The sequence below is a fragment of the Mycobacterium decipiens genome, assembly GCF_963853665.1.
Classification (GTDB): Bacteria; Actinomycetota; Actinomycetes; order Mycobacteriales; family Mycobacteriaceae; genus Mycobacterium; species Mycobacterium decipiens.
On the sequence record NZ_OY970459.1, the window covers coordinates 1482440 to 1501679 of the forward strand.

The following is a 19240-nucleotide window of genomic DNA, read 5'->3' on the forward strand; positions in this document are numbered from 1 at the left end:
CCACACCGTCAATAGATGCTATCGCCATGGCCCAGTGCGCCGAGGCCTTTTGCGCTTTGCGCGCGAGGACCCGATCTCGATGAGCGAAGGTGGGTCCTGACCAAAGCGAAACGAACTTGCGCTACCGATCCACGGCGTCTAATGTCACGGCTCGTGCGTCTTCTTGAGCGTGCCGTAGTAGCCAGCACCCGCAGCGGGGTCTGATCCAGACCGACCCCCCGCTGTGGGTCGGAAGCTACTACCGTCGGTCGCTCCACTGACCAAAGAAGACGGGCACAATGACAACTCCCGCTCGGGATCCCTCCCCGAATCTGGAACTGCGCCCCGGCTCGGCGCGCCACTGTATCGCCAACGCGTGGTTCGGAGATCAATTCGGTGCCGCGTTGCCACGCGGTCTGCGCGAGCGGGCCAACGCGATGTCGTGGGAGAGCTTCGTCGCCACCTACGGCCACACCGCCGGCCCAGTGCGGCTGGGGCACTGGGCCTGCACCGACGCGGAGCGGCCTGTCGGGCGATTAGGCCCGCAGGCCCGCAATTTCCGGGCCATGATCGCCGCGGGTGATCACATCAGCACGTCGACCGCCGCCGCTAGCGGGCCGATCGCCGCGCTAACCGCGATGCTGCACGACCGCGGGATCATGGTGGAAACACTGAAGTTCCATCAGTTGCGATCAGGCGGGCGCACGGCCACCTTCATATACGGCACTAACGGATTTCGCGCGGAGTGGGCGATGGGCTGGTCGGCCGATCCCACCCAGTCGGCGTTGCGCGCGGTGATCGCGTGCGCCAACCGGCTGATCGCCTGAATCCGCCGAGCCGAAGCGGGGCGTTATCTGGGGCACAGCAGGATCGGCATCCCGTCCATCGGGACCGGCATGCCGCTGTAGTCCCAGCGGGGCTGGTAGCCGGGACGGGAAAGCTGCAGCCGGTAGCGGCGCAGCAACCGGTGCAGGATCGTCTTGATCTCCAACTGGCCGAACACCATCCCGATGCATTTGTGCGCGCCGCCGCCGAACGGCGTGAACGCGTAGCGGTGCCGCTTGTGCTCATTGCGCGGCTCGGTGAACCGTTCCGGGTCGAAGTTCAGCGGGTCCGTCCAGATTTCCGGTAGGCGATGATTCATCCCGGGATACGCGACGACGTTGGTGCCCTTGGGTAGGTAGTAGCCCAGCAATTCGGTGTCACGCACCGTCTGCCGCATCGCCCACTGCACGGGTGTTGTCAACCGGATCGACTCGTTCATCACCAGGTCCAGCGACTCCAGCCGCTCCAGCGATTCGATGTCCAGCGGGCCGTCGCCGAGGCGGTCCGATTCGTCGCGGCAGCGCTGCTGCCACTGCGGGTGGGCGGCCAGCTGGTAGGCCATCGTGGTGGCCGTCGACGTCGACGTGTCGTGGGCGGCCATCATCAAGAAGATCATGTGATTGACGATGTCGTCGTCGGAGAACCGGTTGCCGTCCTCGTCTTCGGTCTGGCACAACACCGTCAGCAGGTCGTTGCCTTCCTGGCCGCGGCACTCCTTGACCCGGGCGGCGAAGTAGTTCTCCAGCAGTTCTCGTGCCCGCAGTCCTCGCCACCAGGTGAACGGCGGCACCCTGGCGCGGATCACCGCGTTGCCGGCACGGGTGGTGATCGTGAAGGCCTTGTTCACCTTGGTGACCAGCTCGTGGTCGGTGCCGGGCTGGTGGCCCATGAACACCATCGAGGCGATGTCAAGCGTGAGCTCCTTCATTGCCGGATAGAGAAGGAAGCGCGCGTCGTTGATCACCCAGTCGTCGGCGACCACCTGCGACACGACCTTGTCCATCTGCTCCACATAGCCGACCAGCCGGGACCGGACGAACGCCTCTTGCATGATCCGCCGATGGAACATGTGCTCTTCGAAGTCGAGCAACATCAGCCCGCGGCGAAAGAACGGTCCGATCACCGGGACCCAGCCCTGCTGCGAGTAGTCCTTGTTGCGGTTGGAGTAGATGATCTGCGCCGCGTCCGGGCCTAGCGCCGCAACGGCCGGCAGAATCGGCGAGTCCCCGAAGATGACCGGACCCTTGGTCTTGTACAGGAACATCAGATAGTCCGGTCCGCCGCGCAACATCTCGATCATGTGGCCAAGAATCGGCAGCCCTGCGTCACCAACGACCGGCTTCAGCCCACTGCCCGGCGGCGGCTCGGCCAGCTTCCGCTCCGGGAATTCAGTGTTCAGCAGCTTGCGTTCGACAAGACCCATGCCGGGAAAGTTGTTGAACGACGGCGTGAAGCGACGCTTGGCTTGGTCGAACAAATATGCCGGGGGACTGATCGTCGCCATTGACGCTCCTTATAGGTGGCAGCATCACTGCCACCTATCCTTCGGGCAAACTTGACGGCTGTCAAGTTTGTCGTTTTCGGACGCCGTGGTGCAAGGTCAGGGGGTGATCAAAAGGTGAACGGCCAACCCGCAGACGAGAAGCAGGGTGCGCCGCCGATCCGACGGCGTGGTGACAAACAACGACAAGCGATCCTGCAGGCCGTACGTGAACTGGTGCAGGAGCGACCGTTTGCGGAGCTATCGGTCAGCACCATCAGTCTCCGGGCCGGGGTAGCCCGCTCCGGTTTCTACTTCTACTTCGATTCCAAGTACGCGGTGCTCGCCCAGATCCTGGCCGAGGCGGCTGAAGAACTAGAAGAACGCACGCACTATTTCGCCCCCCGTCAGCCGGGTGAGTCGCCGGAGCAGTTCGCCAAGCGGATGGTCGGCAGTGCCGCCGCCGTCTACGCGCACAACGACCCGGTGATGAACGCCTGTAATGCGGCACGCCACAGCGATATTGAGATCCGCGACATTCTCGATCAGCAGTTCGAAGTGGTGCTGCGCCAGATTGTGGGTGTCATCGAGGCCGAAGTGAAGGCCGGAACCGCCCATCCGATCAGCGACGACCTCCCAACGCTGATTCGCACCCTGGCGGCCACCACCGCGTTGGGGCTGACCGGCGACCCCTTGCTTGCCGGCCGTGACAGTGACCTAAAGCGCCGGGTTCGGGTGCTCGAACAAATGTGGCTCAACGCGCTTTGGGGCGGCAAGGCCGAATAACCAGCGCAGCGGGGCCGCCATGTCGCTACCGCCGGTATCGTCACGGCCATGGCGCCGAAGGGATCCGGGCGGTACTTCGCGGGTAAGCGGTGCTTTGTCACCGGTGCGGCCAGCGGCATCGGCCGCGCGACCACCTTGCGCCTTGCCGCGCAAGGTGCCGAGCTCTATCTGACCGACCGGAACTTTGATGGATTGGCGCAAACCGTGTCCGACGCCCGTGCGTTGGGCGCACAGGTGCCCGAGCATCGGGTTCTGGATGTCTCCGATTATGAGGATGTGGCGGCATTCGCGGCTGACATCCACGCCAGCCATCCGAGCATGGATGTCGTACTGAACATCGCCGGTGTGTCGGCCTGGGGCACGGTTGACCAGCTCACGCACGATCAGTGGAGCAGGATAATCGCGATCAATCTCATGGGGCCAATCCACGTCATCGAGACCTTCGTCCCGCCGATGGTTGCGGCCGGCCGGGGTGGGCACCTGGTCAATGTGTCCTCGGCGGCCGGGCTGGTCGGTTTGCCATGGCATGCCGCCTATAGCGCCAGCAAGTACGGATTGCGGGGACTTTCTGAGGTGCTGCGCTTCGATCTGGCCCGGCACCGCATCGGGGTATCCGTCGTGGTGCCCGGCGCGGTCAAGACCCCGCTGGTCAATACCGTCGAGATCGCCGGAGTGGACCGCGACGACCCGAGGGTCAACCGCTGGGTCGACCGGTTCAGCGGTCACGCCGTGTCCCCGGAAATAGCGGCCGAGAAAATTCTGGCCGGGGTCGCAAAAAACAGATACCTGATCTACACGTCGGCTGACATCCGGGCGCTGTACGCGTTCAAGCGGTTTGCGTGGTGGCCATACACCCTGGTGATGCGGCGGGTCAACGTTTTCTTCACGCGCGCGCTTCGGCCCGGGCCCTAGCGGTCGGTGCGCTTAGGACTCGGTGCCAGCTCCAGCCGCACCCCCAGCAGCCGGACGGGCCGATCCAGCTCGAAAAGGTCAAGGACGTGCAGGGCGGCGGCAGTGATGACATCGGGGTCGGTACTGGGAGCTTCCAGCTTTCGGATTTTGGTGCGGGTATAGAACGTCGCGGTGCGCACGGTGACCGCCACTCGGGTGACGATTCGTGACGAAGCCACCACGTCGTCCAGCGTTTGTTGAGCCAATTCCGTTACCGCCGAGTTCATTTCGGATCGGGAGGTCAGGTCGCGTGGAAAGGTCACGACGTGGCTGCGCGAGCGTGGAACCCAAGGTTCGACGCTGACTTCGGCATCGCCTCCGCCCCTGGCGAGCAGCAGCAGCCACAGCGCGGTTCGCGGACCGAACGTCGATATCAATTGCTCGGAATCGGCGTGCGCAAGTTGGTAGACGGTGTTGATCTGAAGGTTTGCAAGCCTTTTCGCAGTCTTAGGCCCCACGCCCCACAGCGCGTCGACCCTACGGTCACCCATCGTGGGCATCCAGTTGGCATTGGTGAGTTGATAGACGCCCGCTGGTTTGGCGAAGCCGGTGGCGACCTTGGCGCGCTGCTTATTGTCGCTGATACCTATCGAGCAAGACAGCCCGGTTCGCGACAGTATGAGGTTGCGGAGCTCTTCGGCGACTTTGATGGGATCGACGGGATGGTCGGCAGGCCCGGCCGCCAGCCCGAGGTAGGCCTCGTCCCAACCCCACACCTCGACCGGGTATCCCTGGTCGCGCAACAACCCCATCACCTCGTCGGACGCCGCGTCGTAGGCGGCTGGGTCCGACGGCAAGAATGTGGCGTCGGGGCATCGTCGGGCGGCGATGCGTAGCGGCATGCCCGCGCGCACGCCGAACTCGCGGGCCTCGTATGACGCGCAGGTGACGACCTTTCGCGGTTCGGTCGGATCGCCACTGCCGCCGACGATGACCGGCAGACCGCCCAGTTCGGGGTGGCGGCGTAGTTCGACCGACGCCAAAAACTGGTCGAGGTCTACGTGCAGGATCCATTGCGGTGCTGGTACCGGCATGGTGGGTGATCACCGTCCGCACAGTTTTCGCGCCAGGCTCTCCCATGCGTCGCCCAAGCTTTGCAGGGTGTGGCCGCCGGTATTGAGTTGGTGCTCGACATAGTCGGCATCGAGCAGCGCTAGCAGGGCGTCCGTCTGGGCATCCAGGTCGCCGGTGGTCTGCGCCGAGGCGAGCAGCATCCGCACATGGGTGCGGTGCACCGATGTCGCCGCGCTGTGCCGGGTCTGCGGATCTCGGTTGGCTTGCGACAGCAGCACGTGATGGGCACGAACGAAGCGCATCCGCTCCCGGCCGAACGCGATCACGCGATCCAGCGGCGGCGCCTCCGGGCCCAGTGGCGGCGGACCGAACAGGAAAGCCTGCTGGCTGGCTCGTTCGTCCTCATCGAGGAGCACCATCATCAGGCCGGCTCGGCTGCCGAAGCGGCGAAACAGGGTGCCTTTGCCGACGCCGGCGGCCGCGGCGACGTCGTCCATGGTGATCGCGTCCGCGCCGCGTCGGGTGACCAGCCGGCGCGCCGCCGCCAATAGCAGTGCGCGATTGCGTGCCGCGTCGCCGCGCTCTTGTCTAGCGGACACCGGCAAGTCACTCAACCGCTCGACCCCGCCCACCCCTGAACTGTAACGTGATCGGAAATAAATCGGACCATGGTCCGGTTGGCTCGTGGGAGGATGTTGACCAACGATCGAAGGGAACTCAGCAGTGTCAGATGGCAAGTCCGACATCAAAGTCTTGGCGTTGGTGGGCAGCCTGCGTGCGGCGTCACTCAATCGCCAGATCGCTGAGCTGGCCGCGACGGTCGCGCCGGACGGTGTCACCGTGGCCGTGTTTGAGGGGCTAGCTGACCTGCCGTTCTACAACGAAGACATCGACACGGCTATCCGCGTGCCGGCATCGGTGACCGCGTTGCGGGAGGCCGCGGCTGACGCGCACGCCACCTTGGTCGTCACGCCGGAGTACAACGGCAGCATTCCCGCGGTGATCAAGAACGCGATCGACTGGCTGTCCAGGCCGTTTGGCAACGGCGCGTTGAAGGATAAGCCGTTGGCCGTTATCGGCGGGGCCGCGGGCCGCTACGGCGGGGTGTGGGCGCACGACGAGACCCGCAAGTCCTTCGGAATCGCCGGCACCCGCGTGGTCGACGCGATCAAGCTCTCGGTGCCGTTCCAAACCCTGGACAAACCGCCCGCGGACGACGCCGAGCTTGCGGCGAACGTTCGTGACGTCGTCGGCAAGCTCGCCGCCGAGGTCAGCTGACCCCGTCGCCCTGGGTCGCCGTTGAAGAGCAACTTTGCTGGTAGTGGGCCGCCGGGTTGCTCAGGCCGAGGTGTCGGTGGTCGGTGATATACCGGGCGAGTGGGTAGGGCGGCGGCGGCATGGTGTGATCTGCGACACGCCGAGATGGCGCCGTCGACAGGGGTGCGACCAGGGAATTTCAAAAATGTGATTCAGAACATCTTGTATCTCTTCTCCTTGTCACCCCCTAGGTGTAGTGTTTCGGGGGCCGGCAGATCCCAGGTTCACCAGCTCCCATCAGATTCATGGGGCCCGATGAATTTCCCGGCATCGGCATCACCAGATCGACGGACCTGGTGGCCGTGTGACGGGAATCTGGGGCCTTGTTGGGACGCGGAACCTATCGAAGATGCACCACCTGAGCCGTTGCCAGATTCTGTAAAAGATTCCCGAATTCCGCAAAGGAGCGGTACGCCCATGACCATCACCGTCTATACCAAGCCCGCATGCGTGCAGTGCAGCGCCACGTCCAAGGCGCTGGACAAGCAGGGCATCACCTACCAGAAGGTCGATATCAGCCTGGATTCCGAAGCGCGGGACTACGTGATGGCATTGGGTTATCTACAGGCACCCGTGGTGGTCGCCGGAAGCGACCATTGGTCGGGCTTCCGGCCCGATCGGATCAAGGCGCTCGCCGGCTCGGCGCTGAGCGCGTAGCGCGGCAGACGTAGGTAAGGAGGTTGCGGTGCCATGGATGTCAGGGGGCGCAGCCTGGTCTATTTCTCTTCCGTGTCGGAGAACACCCACCGCTTCGTGCAGAAGCTGGGTGTTCCCGCCACACGGATACCCTTGCATGGCCGGATCGAGGTCGACGTCCCGTACGTATTGATACTGCCCACCTACGGTGGCGGCCGGGCAACTCCGGATGTCAATGCCGGCGGATATGTCCCCAAACAGGTCATCGCCTTTTTGAATAACGACCACAATCGAGAGTTGCTGCGCGGGGTCATCGCGGCCGGCAACACCAACTTCGGTGCGGAGTTCTGCTACGCCGGCGACGTCGTCGCCCGCAAGTGCGGCGTTCCCTACCTCTACCGCTTCGAACTGATGGGTACCGAGGACGACGTCGCCGCCGTCCGCGTCGGTCTCGCTGAATTCTGGAAGGAACAGACGTGCCACCAACCGTCATTGCAGAGCCTGTAGCCTCCGGCGCGAACGTGTTGCCGGACGAAACGGACTATCACGCGCTGAACGCGATGCTGAACCTGTACGACGCGGACGGCAAGATCCAGTTCGACAAGGATCGGGAAGCCGCCCACCAGTACTTCCTGCAGCACGTCAACCAGAACACGGTCTTCTTTCACAATCAGGACGAGAAGCTCGACTACCTGATCCGCGAAAATTACTACGAGCGTGAGGTTCTCGATCAGTATTCGCGCAACTTCGTCAAGACGCTGACCGACCGTGCCTACGCCAAGAAGTTCCGCTTTCCGACGTTTTTGGGCGCGTTCAAGTACTACACCTCCTACACGCTGAAGACTTTCGACGGCAAGCGGTATCTGGAGCGCTTCGAAGACCGGGTCGTGATGGTGGCGCTTACCCTGGCCGCGGGCGACACCGCACTGGCGGAGAAGCTGGTCGACGAGATCATCGACGGCCGGTTCCAGCCGGCCACTCCGACGTTTTTGAACTCGGGAAAGAAGCAGCGCGGCGAGCCGGTGAGCTGCTTTTTGCTGCGCATTGAGGACAACATGGAGTCGATCGGGCGATCGATCAACTCCGCGCTGCAGCTGTCCAAGCGTGGCGGGGGAGTTGCGTTGCTGCTGAGCAACATTCGCGAGCACGGGGCGCCAATCAAGAACATCGAGAACCAGTCGTCGGGTGTCATCCCGATCATGAAGCTGCTCGAGGACTCGTTCTCCTACGCCAACCAGCTGGGTGCGCGCCAGGGCGCCGGTGCGGTATACCTGAACGCCCATCACCCCGACATCTACCGCTTCCTGGACACCAAGCGGGAGAACGCCGACGAGAAGATCCGGATCAAGACGCTGAGCCTGGGGGTGGTGCTCCCCGACATCACCTTCGAGCTGGCCAAGCGTAACGACGACATGTATCTGTTCTCGCCCTACGATGTTGAACGGGTTTACGGTGTGGCGTTCGCCGATATCTCGGTGACCGAGAAGTACTACGAGATGGTCGACGATGCCCGCATCCGCAAGACCAAGATCAAGGCGCGCGAGTTCTTCCAGACGTTGGCCGAGTTGCAGTTCGAGTCCGGCTATCCCTACATCATGTTCGAGGACACGGTGAACCGGGCCAATCCCATTGAAGGCAAGATCACGCACTCGAACCTCTGCTCGGAGATCCTGCAGGTCTCCACGCCGTCGTTATACAACGACGATTTGTCGTATGCCAAAGTGGGCAAAGACATTTCGTGCAACCTGGGGTCGCTGAACATCGCCAAGACGATGGACTCGCCGGACTTCGCCCAGACGATCGAGGTGGCGATCCGCGCGCTGACCGCAGTGAGCGACCAGACCCAGATCAAGTCGGTGCCCTCGATCGAGCAGGGCAACAACGACTCTCACGCGATCGGGCTGGGGCAGATGAACCTGCACGGCTATCTGGCTCGTGAAAGCGTCTTCTACGGTTCCGAAGAGGGCATCGACTTCACCAACATCTACTTCTATACCGTGCTCTACCACGCATTGCGGGCGTCGAACCGCATTTCGATAGAGAGAGGCACCCGGTTCGTTGGTTTCGAGCGCTCCAAGTACGCGTCGGGGGAGTTCTTCGACAAGTACACCGAGCAGATTTGGGAGCCGAAGACCGAGAAGGTACGTCGGCTTTTCGCCGATGCGGGGATCCGCATCCCGACGCAGGACGACTGGCGGCGGCTCAAGGAATCGGTGCAGGTGCACGGCATCTACAACCAGAACCTGCAGGCGGTGCCGCCGACCGGGTCGATCTCCTACATCAACCATTCGACGTCGTCGATCCACCCCATCGTGTCGAAGGTCGAGATCCGCAAGGAAGGCAAGATCGGACGGGTTTACTACCCGGCGCCCTACATGACCAACGACAACCTGGAGTACTACTCCGACGCCTACGAGATCGGCTACGAGAAGATCATCGACACCTACGCCGCGGCCACTCAGCATGTGGATCAAGGGCTTTCGCTGACGCTGTTCTTCAAGGACACCGCCACCACCCGTGACGTGAACAAGGCGCAGATCTACGCCTGGCGCAAGGGGATCAAGACCCTGTACTACATCCGGCTGCGCCAGATGGCGCTGGAAGGCACCGAAGTCGAGGGCTGTGTGTCCTGCATGCTGTAGATCAAGCGCCGGGCGTGCATCTCACGACGCCCGCCCGGCGGGTCGCGTCGTGAAATTCCCGCTCGGTGAGGACAGTCTAGGCTGGTCAGCGGCGGCAACGCGGTATGGTGCTTGACGTGGTGAGAATCCCGCGAGCCCACCCGAGCGTGAAGCCCGGGGTGAAAGTTGACGCGCGCAGCGAACGTTGGCGCGAACACCGCAAGAAGGTGCGCAACGAGATCGTCGAAGCCGCCTTCCGCGCCATCGACCGCCTGGGGCCTGAGCTAAGTGTGCGGGAGATCGCCGAAGAGGCCGGCACCGCCAAGCCGAAGATCTACCGGCATTTCACCGACAAGTCCGACCTGTTCATTGCGATCGGGGAACGTCTGCGCGACATGTTGTGGGCGGCGATCTTCCCGTCGATCAACCTCGCCACCGACTCGGCCCGCGAGGTTATCCGGCGCAGCGTCGAGGAGTACGTCAACCTCGTCGACCAGCATCCCAATGTGCTGCGGGTCTTTATTCAGGGCCGCTCCGCAAAGCAGTCCGAGGCGACGGTCCGCACCCTCAACGAGGGCCGAGAGATCACCCTGACCTTTGCTGAGATGTTCAACAACGAGCTGCGCGAGATGGACTTGAACGGCGCGGCGATCGAACTTGCCGCATTCGCCGCCTTCGGGGCGGCGGCATCAGCCACCGAATGGTGGTTGGGTCCCGAGCCGGACAGCCCACGCCGCATGTCGCGTGACCAGTTCGTTGCGCATTTGACGACGATCATGATGGGAGTGATCGTCGGCACCGCCGAGCTGCTCGGCATCGCTATGGATCCAGACCAACCGATCCAAGAGGCGGTACCCAGCAACCCGGCAGTGCGCTGAGTCGCCGTTGACATCGTTGCGGTGATCGATAACACTCGTCATATCCGATACCCTGGGTACTGGGTATTTGCGTGAGTTGGGCGCCCACCGCCATGGATGCGCCAGCTAATACGGACCACAACAGGAAAGACCCATTCAACATGACCAATGTCGTGACCCCGGCTACCACAGCAGCCGAGAACGGTCAGGCCGGCAAGCCGCCGACACATACCCGCGCCGTCATCATCGGGACCGGATTCTCCGGTCTGGGGATGGCCATCGCGCTGCAGCGGCAGGGTGTTGACTTCGTGATCCTGGAGAAAGCCGACGACGTCGGCGGCACCTGGCGCGACAACAGCTACCCCGGCTGCGCCTGCGACATCCCGTCGCATCTGTACTCGTTCTCGTTCGAACCCAAGCCGGACTGGAAGCATCTGTTCTCCTATCAGCCCGAGATCTGGGACTACCTCAAAGGGGTCACCGAGAAGTACGGGCTGCGCCGCTATATCAAGTTCAATTCCCTGGTCGATCGCGGCTACTGGGACGATGACGAATGCCGGTGGCACGTGTTCACCACCGATGGTCGCGAATACGTCGCGCAGTTCCTGGTCTCGGGGGCGGGCGCGTTGCACATCCCGGCCTTCCCCGACATCGATGGCCGGGACGAATTTTCCGGTGCCGCTTTCCATTCCGCGCAGTGGGACCACAGCGTCGACCTGACCGGCAAGCGGGTGGCGATCATCGGGACCGGCGCCAGCGCAATCCAGATCGTGCCGGAGATCATCGGGCAGGTCGCCGAACTGCAGCTCTACCAACGCACGCCGCCGTGGGTGGTCCCACGCACCAACGAACAGCTCCCGGTGGCGTTGCGCCGGGCATTGGAGAACGTCCCAGGACTACGGGCACTGCTGCGCCTCGCCATCTATTGGGCGCAAGAGGTGCTGGCCTACGGCATGACCAAGCGGCCCAACCTGCTGAAGGTCATCGAGGCCTATGCGAAGTGGAACATTCGCCGCTCGGTGAAGGATCGCGCGCTGCGTCGCAAGCTGATCCCGCGGTATCGCATCGGCTGCAAACGCATCCTGAACTCCTCCACCTACTACCCGGCCGTGGCGGACCCGAAAACCGACGTGATCACCGAGCCCATCACCCGCATCACGCGCGACGGGATCGTCACCACCGACGGCACCGGCCGTGAGGCCGTGCGCGAAGCGGACGTGATTGTGTACGCGACTGGCTTCCACGTCACCGACTCCTATACCTACGTGCAGATCAAAGGGCAGCAGGGCGAAGACCTGGTCGACCGTTGGAACCGCGAGGGTATCGGTGCTCATCGCGGGATCACCGTCGCCGACGTACCCAACCTGTTCTTCCTGCTGGGCCCCAACACCGGCCTGGGACACAACTCGGTGGTGTTCATGATCGAATCCCAGATCCACTATGTGGCGGACGCGATCGCCAAGTGTGACCGGATGGGTGCGCAGGCGCTGGCTCCCACCCGCGCGGCGCAGGACCGATTCAACGAGGAGCTGCAACGCAAGCTGGCTCACTCGGTGTGGAGCACCGGCGGCTGCAGCAGCTGGTATCTCGACGAGCACGGCAAGAACACGGTGCTGTGGAGCGGCTACACCTGGCAGTACTGGTTGGCCACCCGCTCGGTCAACCCCGCGGAGTACCGGTTCTTCGGGGTCGGCAAGGACTCGTCGCACGACCGCGAGCCGGTTGCTGCGACGAACTAGGTCACCCGGATCCACGACACGCAAACCACAACCCCTTGTGTTGCACCGGCTTGTCGGCCGCTAGGGGTAGTGTTTGAGGTCGAATAAGGCAGCCTATTGTCCGGGTGAAGTGGGGTTCTGGTGAGTGGTAATGCGAAGCTGATCGACCGTGTCTCAGCGATCAACTGGAACCGGCTGCACGATGAGAAGGATGCCGAGGTCTGGGATCGGCTGACCGGAAACTTCTGGCTGCCCGAGAAGGTGCCGGTGTCCAACGACATCCCGTCGTGGGGCACCCTTACCGCCGGCGAGAAGCAACTCACCATGCGGGTCTTCACCGGTCTGACCATGCTGGACACCATTCAGGGCACCGTGGGTGCGGTCAGCCTGATCCCCGACGCGCTGACCCCGCATGAGGAAGCGGTGTACACCAACATCGCGTTCATGGAGTCGGTGCACGCCAAGAGCTACAGCCAGATCTTTTCCACGCTGTGCTCCACGGCCGAGATCGACGACGCGTTCCGCTGGTCGGAGGAGAACCCCAACCTGCAGCGCAAGGCCGAGATCGTGCTCGAGTACTACCGCGGCGACGAACCACTCAAGCGCAAGGTGGCCTCCACGCTGCTGGAGAGCTTCCTGTTCTACTCGGGTTTCTACCTGCCGATGTACTGGTCGAGCCGGGCCAAGCTGACCAACACCGCCGACATGATCCGGCTGATCATCCGCGACGAGGCCGTGCACGGCTACTACATCGGCTACAAGTTCCAGCGCGGCCTGGCGCTGGTCGACGACGCCAAGCGCACCGAACTCAAGGACTACACCTACGAACTGCTTTTCGAGCTGTACGACAACGAGGTCGAGTACACCCAGGATCTTTACGACGAGGTCGGACTGACCGAGGACGTCAAGAAATTCCTGCGCTACAACGCGAACAAGGCGCTGATGAATCTCGGCTATGAGGCGCTGTTCCCCCGCGACGAGACCGACGTGAACCCCGCGATCCTGTCGGCGCTATCACCCAACGCCGACGAGAACCACGACTTCTTCTCCGGCTCCGGATCCAGCTACGTGATCGGCAAGGCGGTCGTCACGCAGGACGACGACTGGGACTTCTAGCACCACGTGTTCAGGCCGTGAACGGCCTATGAATTGTGGGGATACCACAACTTCACACTGGCGCGGGCTTCCCGCCTGCCGCGAAACTGGTGGGGTGACGAAAACTTTCTCGCACCCCCATTTCTTGCGATCAGTGCTGAGCTGGCTGCAGGTCGGCTACCCCGACGGCGTCCCCGGGCCGGACCGAGTGGCGCTGCTGTCGCTGTTGCGCAGCACCCCATTGACCGAGGAGCAGGTCAGGGAGGTGGTGCGCCACCTCACCGAGAAGGGTTCGCCGGCCATCGCCGACGGCGTGATCAACACTGACGAGATCGCCGAGTTCATCTCCGAGGTGACCCACCACGACGCCGGACCGGAGAACGTCCAACGGGTGGCGGGCATCCTGGCCGCCGCGGGATGGCCGTTAGCCGGCGTCGAAGTCAGCGAGGCCGAATCCGAAGGGGGCCACGCAGCCGCCTCACAAGGCTGAGATGTCGATGACGAAGCGGTAGCGCACGTCGCTGGCGAGCACGCGCTCATACGCTTCGTTGATGTAATCCGGTGCGATGAGCTCGATTTCGGGTGTCACGCCGTGTTCGGCGCAGAAGTTCAGCATCTCTTGGGTCTCGGCGATCCCGCCGATGTTGGACCCGGACAGGCTGCGTCGCATCTGCGCCAACGCCATTGCCGGCACCGCCATGGGGTGCTCGGGGATGCCCAGTTCCACGAGGGTGCCGTCCACGTCCAGCAGGTTCAGGTACTGGCCGAGATCCAGGTTCGCCGAGACGGTATTCAGGATCAGATCGAAGCCGCTGCGCAGTTTGCGGAAGGTGTCGGGGTCGGCGGTGGCGTGGTAGCTGCTGGCACCCAGGCGCAGGCCGTCCTCCATCTTCTTGAGCGACTGGGACAGCACCGTCACGTCGGCGCCCAGTGCCGCGCCCAACTTGACGCCCATATGTCCGAGCCCGCCCAGGCCGATCACCGCGACCCGCTTGCCAGGTCCCGCGTCCCAGTGCCGCAGCGGCGAGTAGAGCGTGACGCCCGCGCACAGCAGCGGCGCCGCCGCGTCCAGCGGCAGCGCGTCGGGTATGCGCAACACGTAGCTTTCGTCGACGACGATCGCTTCGCTGTAGCCGCCGTACGTCGGCTGGCCGTCTTTGCCGATCGAGTTGTAGGTGAACGTCGCGCCCGGTTTGCAGTACTGCTCGATGCCGCGTGTGCAGCTGCTGCAATCCCGGCAGGAGTCCACGAAACAGCCCACCCCGACGCGGTCGCCCTCCTGATACTTGGTCACCTCAGAGCCCACGGCGGTGACCACGCCGGCGATCTCGTGGCCGGGGACCACAGGGTAATTCGGTTGGCCCCATTCGGCTTTGACGGTATGGATGTCGGAGTGACAGATTCCGGCGAACTTGATGTCCATCGCCACGTCGTGCGGGCCCGGGTCGCGACGGGGGATCGTGATCTTGGTTAGTGGTTCGGTCGCCGACGTGGCGGCGTATGCGGCAACAGTGCTCATGGCAACCTTCTTCGTTTCTTTGGTTAACTTTTTAGCTGTGGTATCCCAAAGCCTAGCGCTGCGCTCGACTAGTTGATCGGTGCGTTGACCCAGCGCAGGTCGTCGACGATGCCGCGGGCCGCGACGATGCCCTCGCCGGTTTGCCACACCTCGTCGTTGACCATGAAGACCCGGTTGTCGCGGTTGGCGGACAGCTTGCGCCACGAGTCGCTGTCCAAGACGACGGCCGCACGCTGCGTGGCCGCTTCGGACGCGCACGACACGTAGACGATGTCGGCGTCGGCGGCCGAGAGGTTCGGTGATTTCGCCAGGTCGGCGTCGGTGATACCGATCTCGATGTAGGGCTTGTCGGTGAACCGCTGAGACGCCGGCCGGGCCACTCCCACCGCTCGCAGCACGCTGGCCGGGAAGTTGTTGGCCCCGTATACCTGCATGGTGTTGGTGGTCAGCCGGACGATCGACGCCTGGAAGTGGGGCGCGTCATGCTTGGTGCCGACCTGGGTGGCGCGTTGGGCGAACCCGGTGATCAGCGCGTCGGCCGCGGCGCTACGGGCCGTCGCGGCGCCGACACCACGCAGGTTGTCCTCCCAGGCCGCGCCGGGCGCCGCGGTGAACACCGTCGGGGCGATCGCCGCCAATTGCGGATACAACTTCGGTGTCAAACCTTGCGATCCCAGGATCAGATCCGGGTGAGCGGCCGCGATCGCGCCCAGATCAGGGGAGCTGCGAGTACCGACACCGGGCAGGCCGTGCACGGTCTTACCCAGGTAGGAAGGTTGACTCGCGGAACCGTCCGGCAGTGCGGCGGCGACCACCCGAGATTGCAGGCCCAGCGCGCACAGTGCGTCGAGCTGGTCGCCGGAGAGCACCACGACGCGCTGCGCCTCCGCCGGCACCTGGACCACGTCCGGGCTGACTCCGCCCGCGTTGTGCACCGGCCGGGTCGCGGGTCCCGGATCGGCAGCGGCCGCCTCAGGCGCGCACGACTGATCCGGCTTTCTGTCGTTTCCGAGCACCCCGGCCCCGGCGATCTGGGTGGTCGGGGTGACCACCGATCGCGACGCGGTGCGCGACGGCGGATCGGAACCGCAACCGCTGCACGTCGCGAGCACGGCTGCCACTGCGGCGATTGCAACAGTGGGTCGCATCCCGCCGAACAGCACGCGTTCGACGGTAACACCCGGCCAGCCGTCGACCCCGATGCGAGCGGGCCGAAAGCGATGGTCCGCGACGGCCACCGGCGACGGTCAGGCATTTACGACGGTTTGTAGGACCAGACCTGCCGCCGGCCTGATCGCGGGCTAAGATGCCTCTCAATACTGGTTTTGGGACTGGGTTTTGGGCCCCGACGGGGCTGGATGTTTGGAGGAGTGCGTTGACAGCCGAAGCGCCCCCGGTGGGACAACTTGAGGCCATCCGTCCGTATCCGGCGCGTACCGGTCCTAAAGGGAACCTCGTCTACAAGCTGATCACCACCACCGATCACAAGTTGATCGGCATCATGTACTGCGTCGCGTGCATCAGCTTCTTCTTCATCGGTGGCCTGCTGGCGCTGTTAATGCGTACCGAGCTGGCCGCACCCGGGCTGCAGTTCTTGTCGAATGAGCAGTTCAACCAGCTGTTCACCATGCACGGCACGATCATGCTGCTGTTCTACGCCACCCCGATCGTGTTCGGCTTCGCCAACTTGGTGATGCCGCTGCAGATCGGCGCACCCGACGTGGCCTTCCCCCGGCTGAATGCCTTCTCGTTCTGGCTGTTCCTGTTCGGAGCCACGATGGGGGCGGCCGGTTTCATCACGCCGGGCGGGGCCGCCGACTTCGGGTGGACCGCCTACACCCCGTTGACCGACGCCATCCACTCGCCCGGTGCCGGCGGCGACCTGTGGATCATGGGTTTGATCGTCGCGGGTCTGGGCACCATCCTCGGTGCGGTCAACATGATCACCACCGTGGTGTGTATGCGCGCACCCGGGATGACGATGTTTAGGATGCCGATCTTCACCTGGAACATCCTGGTGACGTCCATCCTGGTGTTGATCGCCTTCCCGCTGCTCACCGCGGCGCTGTTCGGGCTGGCCGCCGACCGGCACCTGGGGGCCCACATCTACGACGCCGCCAACGGCGGAGTCCTGTTGTGGCAGCACCTGTTCTGGTTCTTCGGTCACCCCGAGGTCTACATCATCGCGCTGCCGTTCTTCGGGATCGTCTCGGAGATCTTCCCGGTGTTTTCCCGCAAGCCGATCTTCGGTTACACCACGCTGGTCTATGCGACCCTGTCGATCGCCGCGTTGTCGGTCGCGGTGTGGGCGCACCACATGTTCGCTACCGGCGCCGTACTGCTGCCATTCTTCTCCTTCATGACCTACCTGATCGCGGTACCGACCGGGATCAAGTTCTTCAACTGGGTCGGCACCATGTGGAAGGGCCAATTGACCTTTGAAACGCCGATGCTGTTTTCGGTCGGCTTCATGGTCACCTTCCTGCTGGGCGGACTCACCGGTGTGCTGCTGGCCAGCCCGCCGCTGGACTTCCACGTGACCGATAGCTATTTCGTGGTCGCGCACTTCCACTACGTGCTGTTTGGCACGATCGTGTTCGCCACGTTCGCCGGTATCTACTTCTGGTTCCCGAAGATGACCGGTCGGTTGCTCGACGAGCGGCTGGGCAAGCTGCACTTCTGGTTGACGTTCATCGGTTTCCACACCACGTTTTTGGTGCAGCACTGGCTGGGTGACGAGGGCATGCCCCGCCGCTATGCCGACTACCTGCCCACCGACGGCTTCCAGGCGCTGAACGTCGTCTCGACGATCGGCGCGTTCATTCTGGGTGCGTCGATGTTCCCGTTCGTGTGGAACGTCTTCAAGAGCTGGCGCTACGGCGAGGTGGTAACCGTCGACGACCCGTGGGGGTATGGCAATTCGCTGGAGTGGGCGACCAGTTGCCCGCCGCCGCGGCACAACTTCACCGAGCTGCCCCGTATCCGCTCGGAGCGTCCGGCGTTCGAACTGCATTACCCGCACATGGTGGAAAGGCTTCGCGCCGAGGCCCATGTCGGGCGCCATCCCGCCGAGCCCGCCAAGGTGACCGCGAGCTGATGGAGCCGTACCGGTTGGGCGGCACCTGAGGGTGAGCAGGCCACCCAAGGTTTCGGTGCTGATCACGGTCACCGGCATGGATCAGCCCGGCGTGACGTCCGCGCTGTTCGAGGTGCTCGCGCAGCACGGAGTCGAGCTTCTCAACGTCGAACAGGTGGTGATCCGGGGCCGGCTCACGCTGGGTGTGTTGGTGTCCTGCACACAGGAGGTTGCCGACGGTACCCCGTTGCGGGACGGCGTCGAGGCGGCCATCCACGGGGTGGGTCTCGACGTCACGATCGAGCGCAGCGCGGACCTGCCGATCATCCGGGACCCGTCGACCCACACAATTTTCGTGCTGGGTAGGCCGATTACCGCTGGAGCGTTCAGCGCGGTGGCCAGGGAGGTGGCCGCCATGGGCGTCAACATCGACTTCATCCGGGGCATTTCCGACTATCCGGTAACCGGCCTGGAGTTGCGGGTTTCGGTGCCGCCCGGCGTTGGCGATCCGCTGCAGATCGCCCTGACCAAGGTGGCCGTAGAAGAGCATGTCGATGTTGCCGTCGAGGACTACGGCTTGGCTTGGCGAACCAAACGTCTGATCGTCTTCGACGTCGACTCCACGCTGGTCCAAGGCGAGGTCATTGAGATGTTGGCGGCCCGCGCGGGCGCCCAGGGACAGGTCGCGGCGATCACCGAGGCCGCGATGCGCGGCGAGCTGGACTTCGCGGAGTCGCTGCAGCAGCGGGTAGCCACCCTGGCGGGCCTGCCCGCGACGGTGATCGATGACGTCGCCGACCAGCTCGAACTGATGCCCGGTGCCCGGACCACGATCCGCACCCTGCGCCGGCTGGGTTTTCGCTGCGGCGTGGTCTCCGGCGGCTTCCGGCGGATCATCGAACCGCTAGCCCGCGAGTTGATGCTGGATTTCGTCGCCTCCAACGAGTTGGAGATCGTCGACGGCATGCTCACCGGCCGGGTGGTCGGGCCGATCGTCGATCGGCCCGGTAAGGCCAGGGCGCTTCGGGACTTCGCCAGCCAGTACGGAGTGCCGATGGAGCAGACCGTCGCGGTCGGCGACGGCGCCAACGACATCGACATGCTGGGCGCGGCCGGGCTGGGAATCGCGTTCAACGCCAAGCCGGCGTTGCGTGAGGTCGCCGATGCGTCGTTGAGCCATCCCTACCTGGACACGGTGTTGTTCCTGTTGGGCGTGACACGCGGTGAGATCGAAGCCGCCGACGCCGGCGACTGTGGGGTGCGCCGCGTCGAGATTCCCCCCGCATAGGGCCGCGCGCCGCGGGCGCCTCCCGCGAGCAGACGCAGAATCGCGCAATATCACGGATATTGCGCGATTCTGCGTCTG

Annotated in this window: 18 protein-coding genes; 13 read left to right on the plus strand and 5 right to left on the minus strand. The window is 63.9% G+C overall.

The features are described 5' to 3' along the window. Positions 1-278: 278 nt before the first annotated feature. Complete coding sequence (locus AADZ55_RS06865) at positions 279-806, plus strand: homocitrate synthase (protein ID WP_085326631.1); 528 nt, start codon at positions 279-281, stop codon at positions 804-806. Positions 807-829: 23 nt separating this feature from the next. Here AADZ55_RS06865 and AADZ55_RS06870 read toward each other — a convergent pair whose 3' ends face one another. Next, on the minus strand, positions 830-2308 hold the full coding sequence (locus tag AADZ55_RS06870; RefSeq protein ID WP_085326630.1) for a cytochrome P450: 1479 nt from the start codon (positions 2306-2308) through the stop codon (positions 830-832). A gap of 114 nt (positions 2309-2422) precedes the next feature. Between AADZ55_RS06870 and AADZ55_RS06875 the strand changes: the two genes are divergently transcribed. Together AADZ55_RS06875 and AADZ55_RS06880 are read left to right on the plus strand one after the other, a co-directional pair. Further along, on the plus strand, positions 2423-3070 hold the full coding sequence (locus tag AADZ55_RS06875) for a TetR/AcrR family transcriptional regulator (RefSeq protein WP_085326629.1): 648 nt from the start codon (positions 2423-2425) through the stop codon (positions 3068-3070). Positions 3071-3118: 48 nt separating this feature from the next. Next, positions 3119-3982, plus strand: a complete 864-nt coding sequence (locus AADZ55_RS06880; protein WP_085326628.1) for an SDR family oxidoreductase — start codon at positions 3119-3121, stop codon at positions 3980-3982. Here AADZ55_RS06880 and AADZ55_RS06885 read toward each other — a convergent pair. After that, positions 3979-5055, minus strand: coding sequence for a DNA polymerase IV (locus AADZ55_RS06885; RefSeq protein ID WP_085326627.1), 1077 nt, complete (start codon positions 5053-5055; stop codon positions 3979-3981). The genes AADZ55_RS06880 and AADZ55_RS06885 overlap by 4 nt on opposite strands. Before the next feature lie 9 nt (positions 5056-5064). Then, complete coding sequence (locus AADZ55_RS06890; RefSeq protein ID WP_085326626.1) at positions 5065-5667, minus strand: TetR/AcrR family transcriptional regulator; 603 nt, start codon at positions 5665-5667, stop codon at positions 5065-5067. Between the two features lie 91 nt (positions 5668-5758). On the opposite strand from AADZ55_RS06890, the gene AADZ55_RS06895 reads away from it, so the two are divergent. The 8 genes from AADZ55_RS06895 (at position 5759) to AADZ55_RS06930 (ending at position 13769) form a co-directional block, all read left to right on the plus strand. Next, positions 5759-6313 (plus strand): NAD(P)H-dependent oxidoreductase, encoded by a 555-nt coding sequence (locus tag AADZ55_RS06895; protein WP_085326625.1) that lies wholly within the window; start codon positions 5759-5761, stop codon positions 6311-6313. 456 nt (positions 6314-6769) lie between these two features. Next, positions 6770-7009 (plus strand): redoxin NrdH, encoded by a 240-nt coding sequence (locus AADZ55_RS06900; protein WP_085326624.1) that lies wholly within the window; start codon positions 6770-6772, stop codon positions 7007-7009. Positions 7010-7042: 33 nt separating this feature from the next. Further along, on the plus strand, positions 7043-7495 hold the full coding sequence (gene nrdI, locus AADZ55_RS06905; RefSeq protein WP_085326623.1) for a class Ib ribonucleoside-diphosphate reductase assembly flavoprotein NrdI: 453 nt from the start codon (positions 7043-7045) through the stop codon (positions 7493-7495). After that, complete coding sequence (gene nrdE, locus AADZ55_RS06910; protein WP_085326622.1) at positions 7465-9630, plus strand: class 1b ribonucleoside-diphosphate reductase subunit alpha; 2166 nt, start codon at positions 7465-7467, stop codon at positions 9628-9630. Before nrdI ends, nrdE begins: the two co-directional genes overlap by 31 nt. 116 nt (positions 9631-9746) lie before the next feature. After that, positions 9747-10487 carry a TetR/AcrR family transcriptional regulator gene (locus AADZ55_RS06915; protein ID WP_085326652.1) on the plus strand — a complete coding sequence of 247 codons (741 nt, stop codon included), beginning with the start codon at positions 9747-9749 and terminating at the stop codon, positions 10485-10487. 140 nt (positions 10488-10627) lie between these two features. Continuing rightward, entirely contained in the window at positions 10628-12205 is a 1578-nt protein-coding gene (locus AADZ55_RS06920; protein WP_085326621.1) for a flavin-containing monooxygenase, read from the plus strand. A gap of 120 nt (positions 12206-12325) precedes the next feature. After that, the gene (nrdF, locus tag AADZ55_RS06925) at positions 12326-13300 is read left to right on the plus strand and encodes a class 1b ribonucleoside-diphosphate reductase subunit beta (protein WP_085326620.1); all 975 of its coding nucleotides are present in this window, start codon (positions 12326-12328) and stop codon (positions 13298-13300) included. A gap of 94 nt (positions 13301-13394) precedes the next feature. Next, complete coding sequence (locus AADZ55_RS06930; RefSeq protein WP_085326619.1) at positions 13395-13769, plus strand: DUF3349 domain-containing protein; 375 nt, start codon at positions 13395-13397, stop codon at positions 13767-13769. Here AADZ55_RS06930 and AADZ55_RS06935 read toward each other — a convergent pair. Both AADZ55_RS06935 and AADZ55_RS06940 read right to left on the minus strand, forming a co-directional pair. Further along, a complete protein-coding gene (locus AADZ55_RS06935) occupies positions 13758-14798 on the minus strand; it encodes an NAD(P)-dependent alcohol dehydrogenase (RefSeq protein ID WP_085326618.1) in 1041 nt (346 codons plus the stop codon). The genes AADZ55_RS06930 and AADZ55_RS06935 overlap by 12 nt on opposite strands. A 68-nt stretch (positions 14799-14866) precedes the next feature. Continuing rightward, on the minus strand, positions 14867-15946 hold the full coding sequence (locus AADZ55_RS06940) for an iron-siderophore ABC transporter substrate-binding protein (RefSeq protein WP_085326650.1): 1080 nt from the start codon (positions 15944-15946) through the stop codon (positions 14867-14869). A gap of 227 nt (positions 15947-16173) precedes the next feature. Between AADZ55_RS06940 and ctaD the strand changes: the two genes are divergently transcribed. Then, on the plus strand, positions 16174-17895 hold the full coding sequence (gene ctaD / locus AADZ55_RS06945; RefSeq protein WP_085326617.1) for a cytochrome c oxidase subunit I: 1722 nt from the start codon (positions 16174-16176) through the stop codon (positions 17893-17895). Positions 17896-17926: 31 nt separating this feature from the next. Beyond that, a complete protein-coding gene (gene serB, locus AADZ55_RS06950) occupies positions 17927-19162 on the plus strand; it encodes a phosphoserine phosphatase SerB (protein ID WP_085326616.1) in 1236 nt (411 codons plus the stop codon). Positions 19163-19240: the final 78 nt, after the last annotated feature.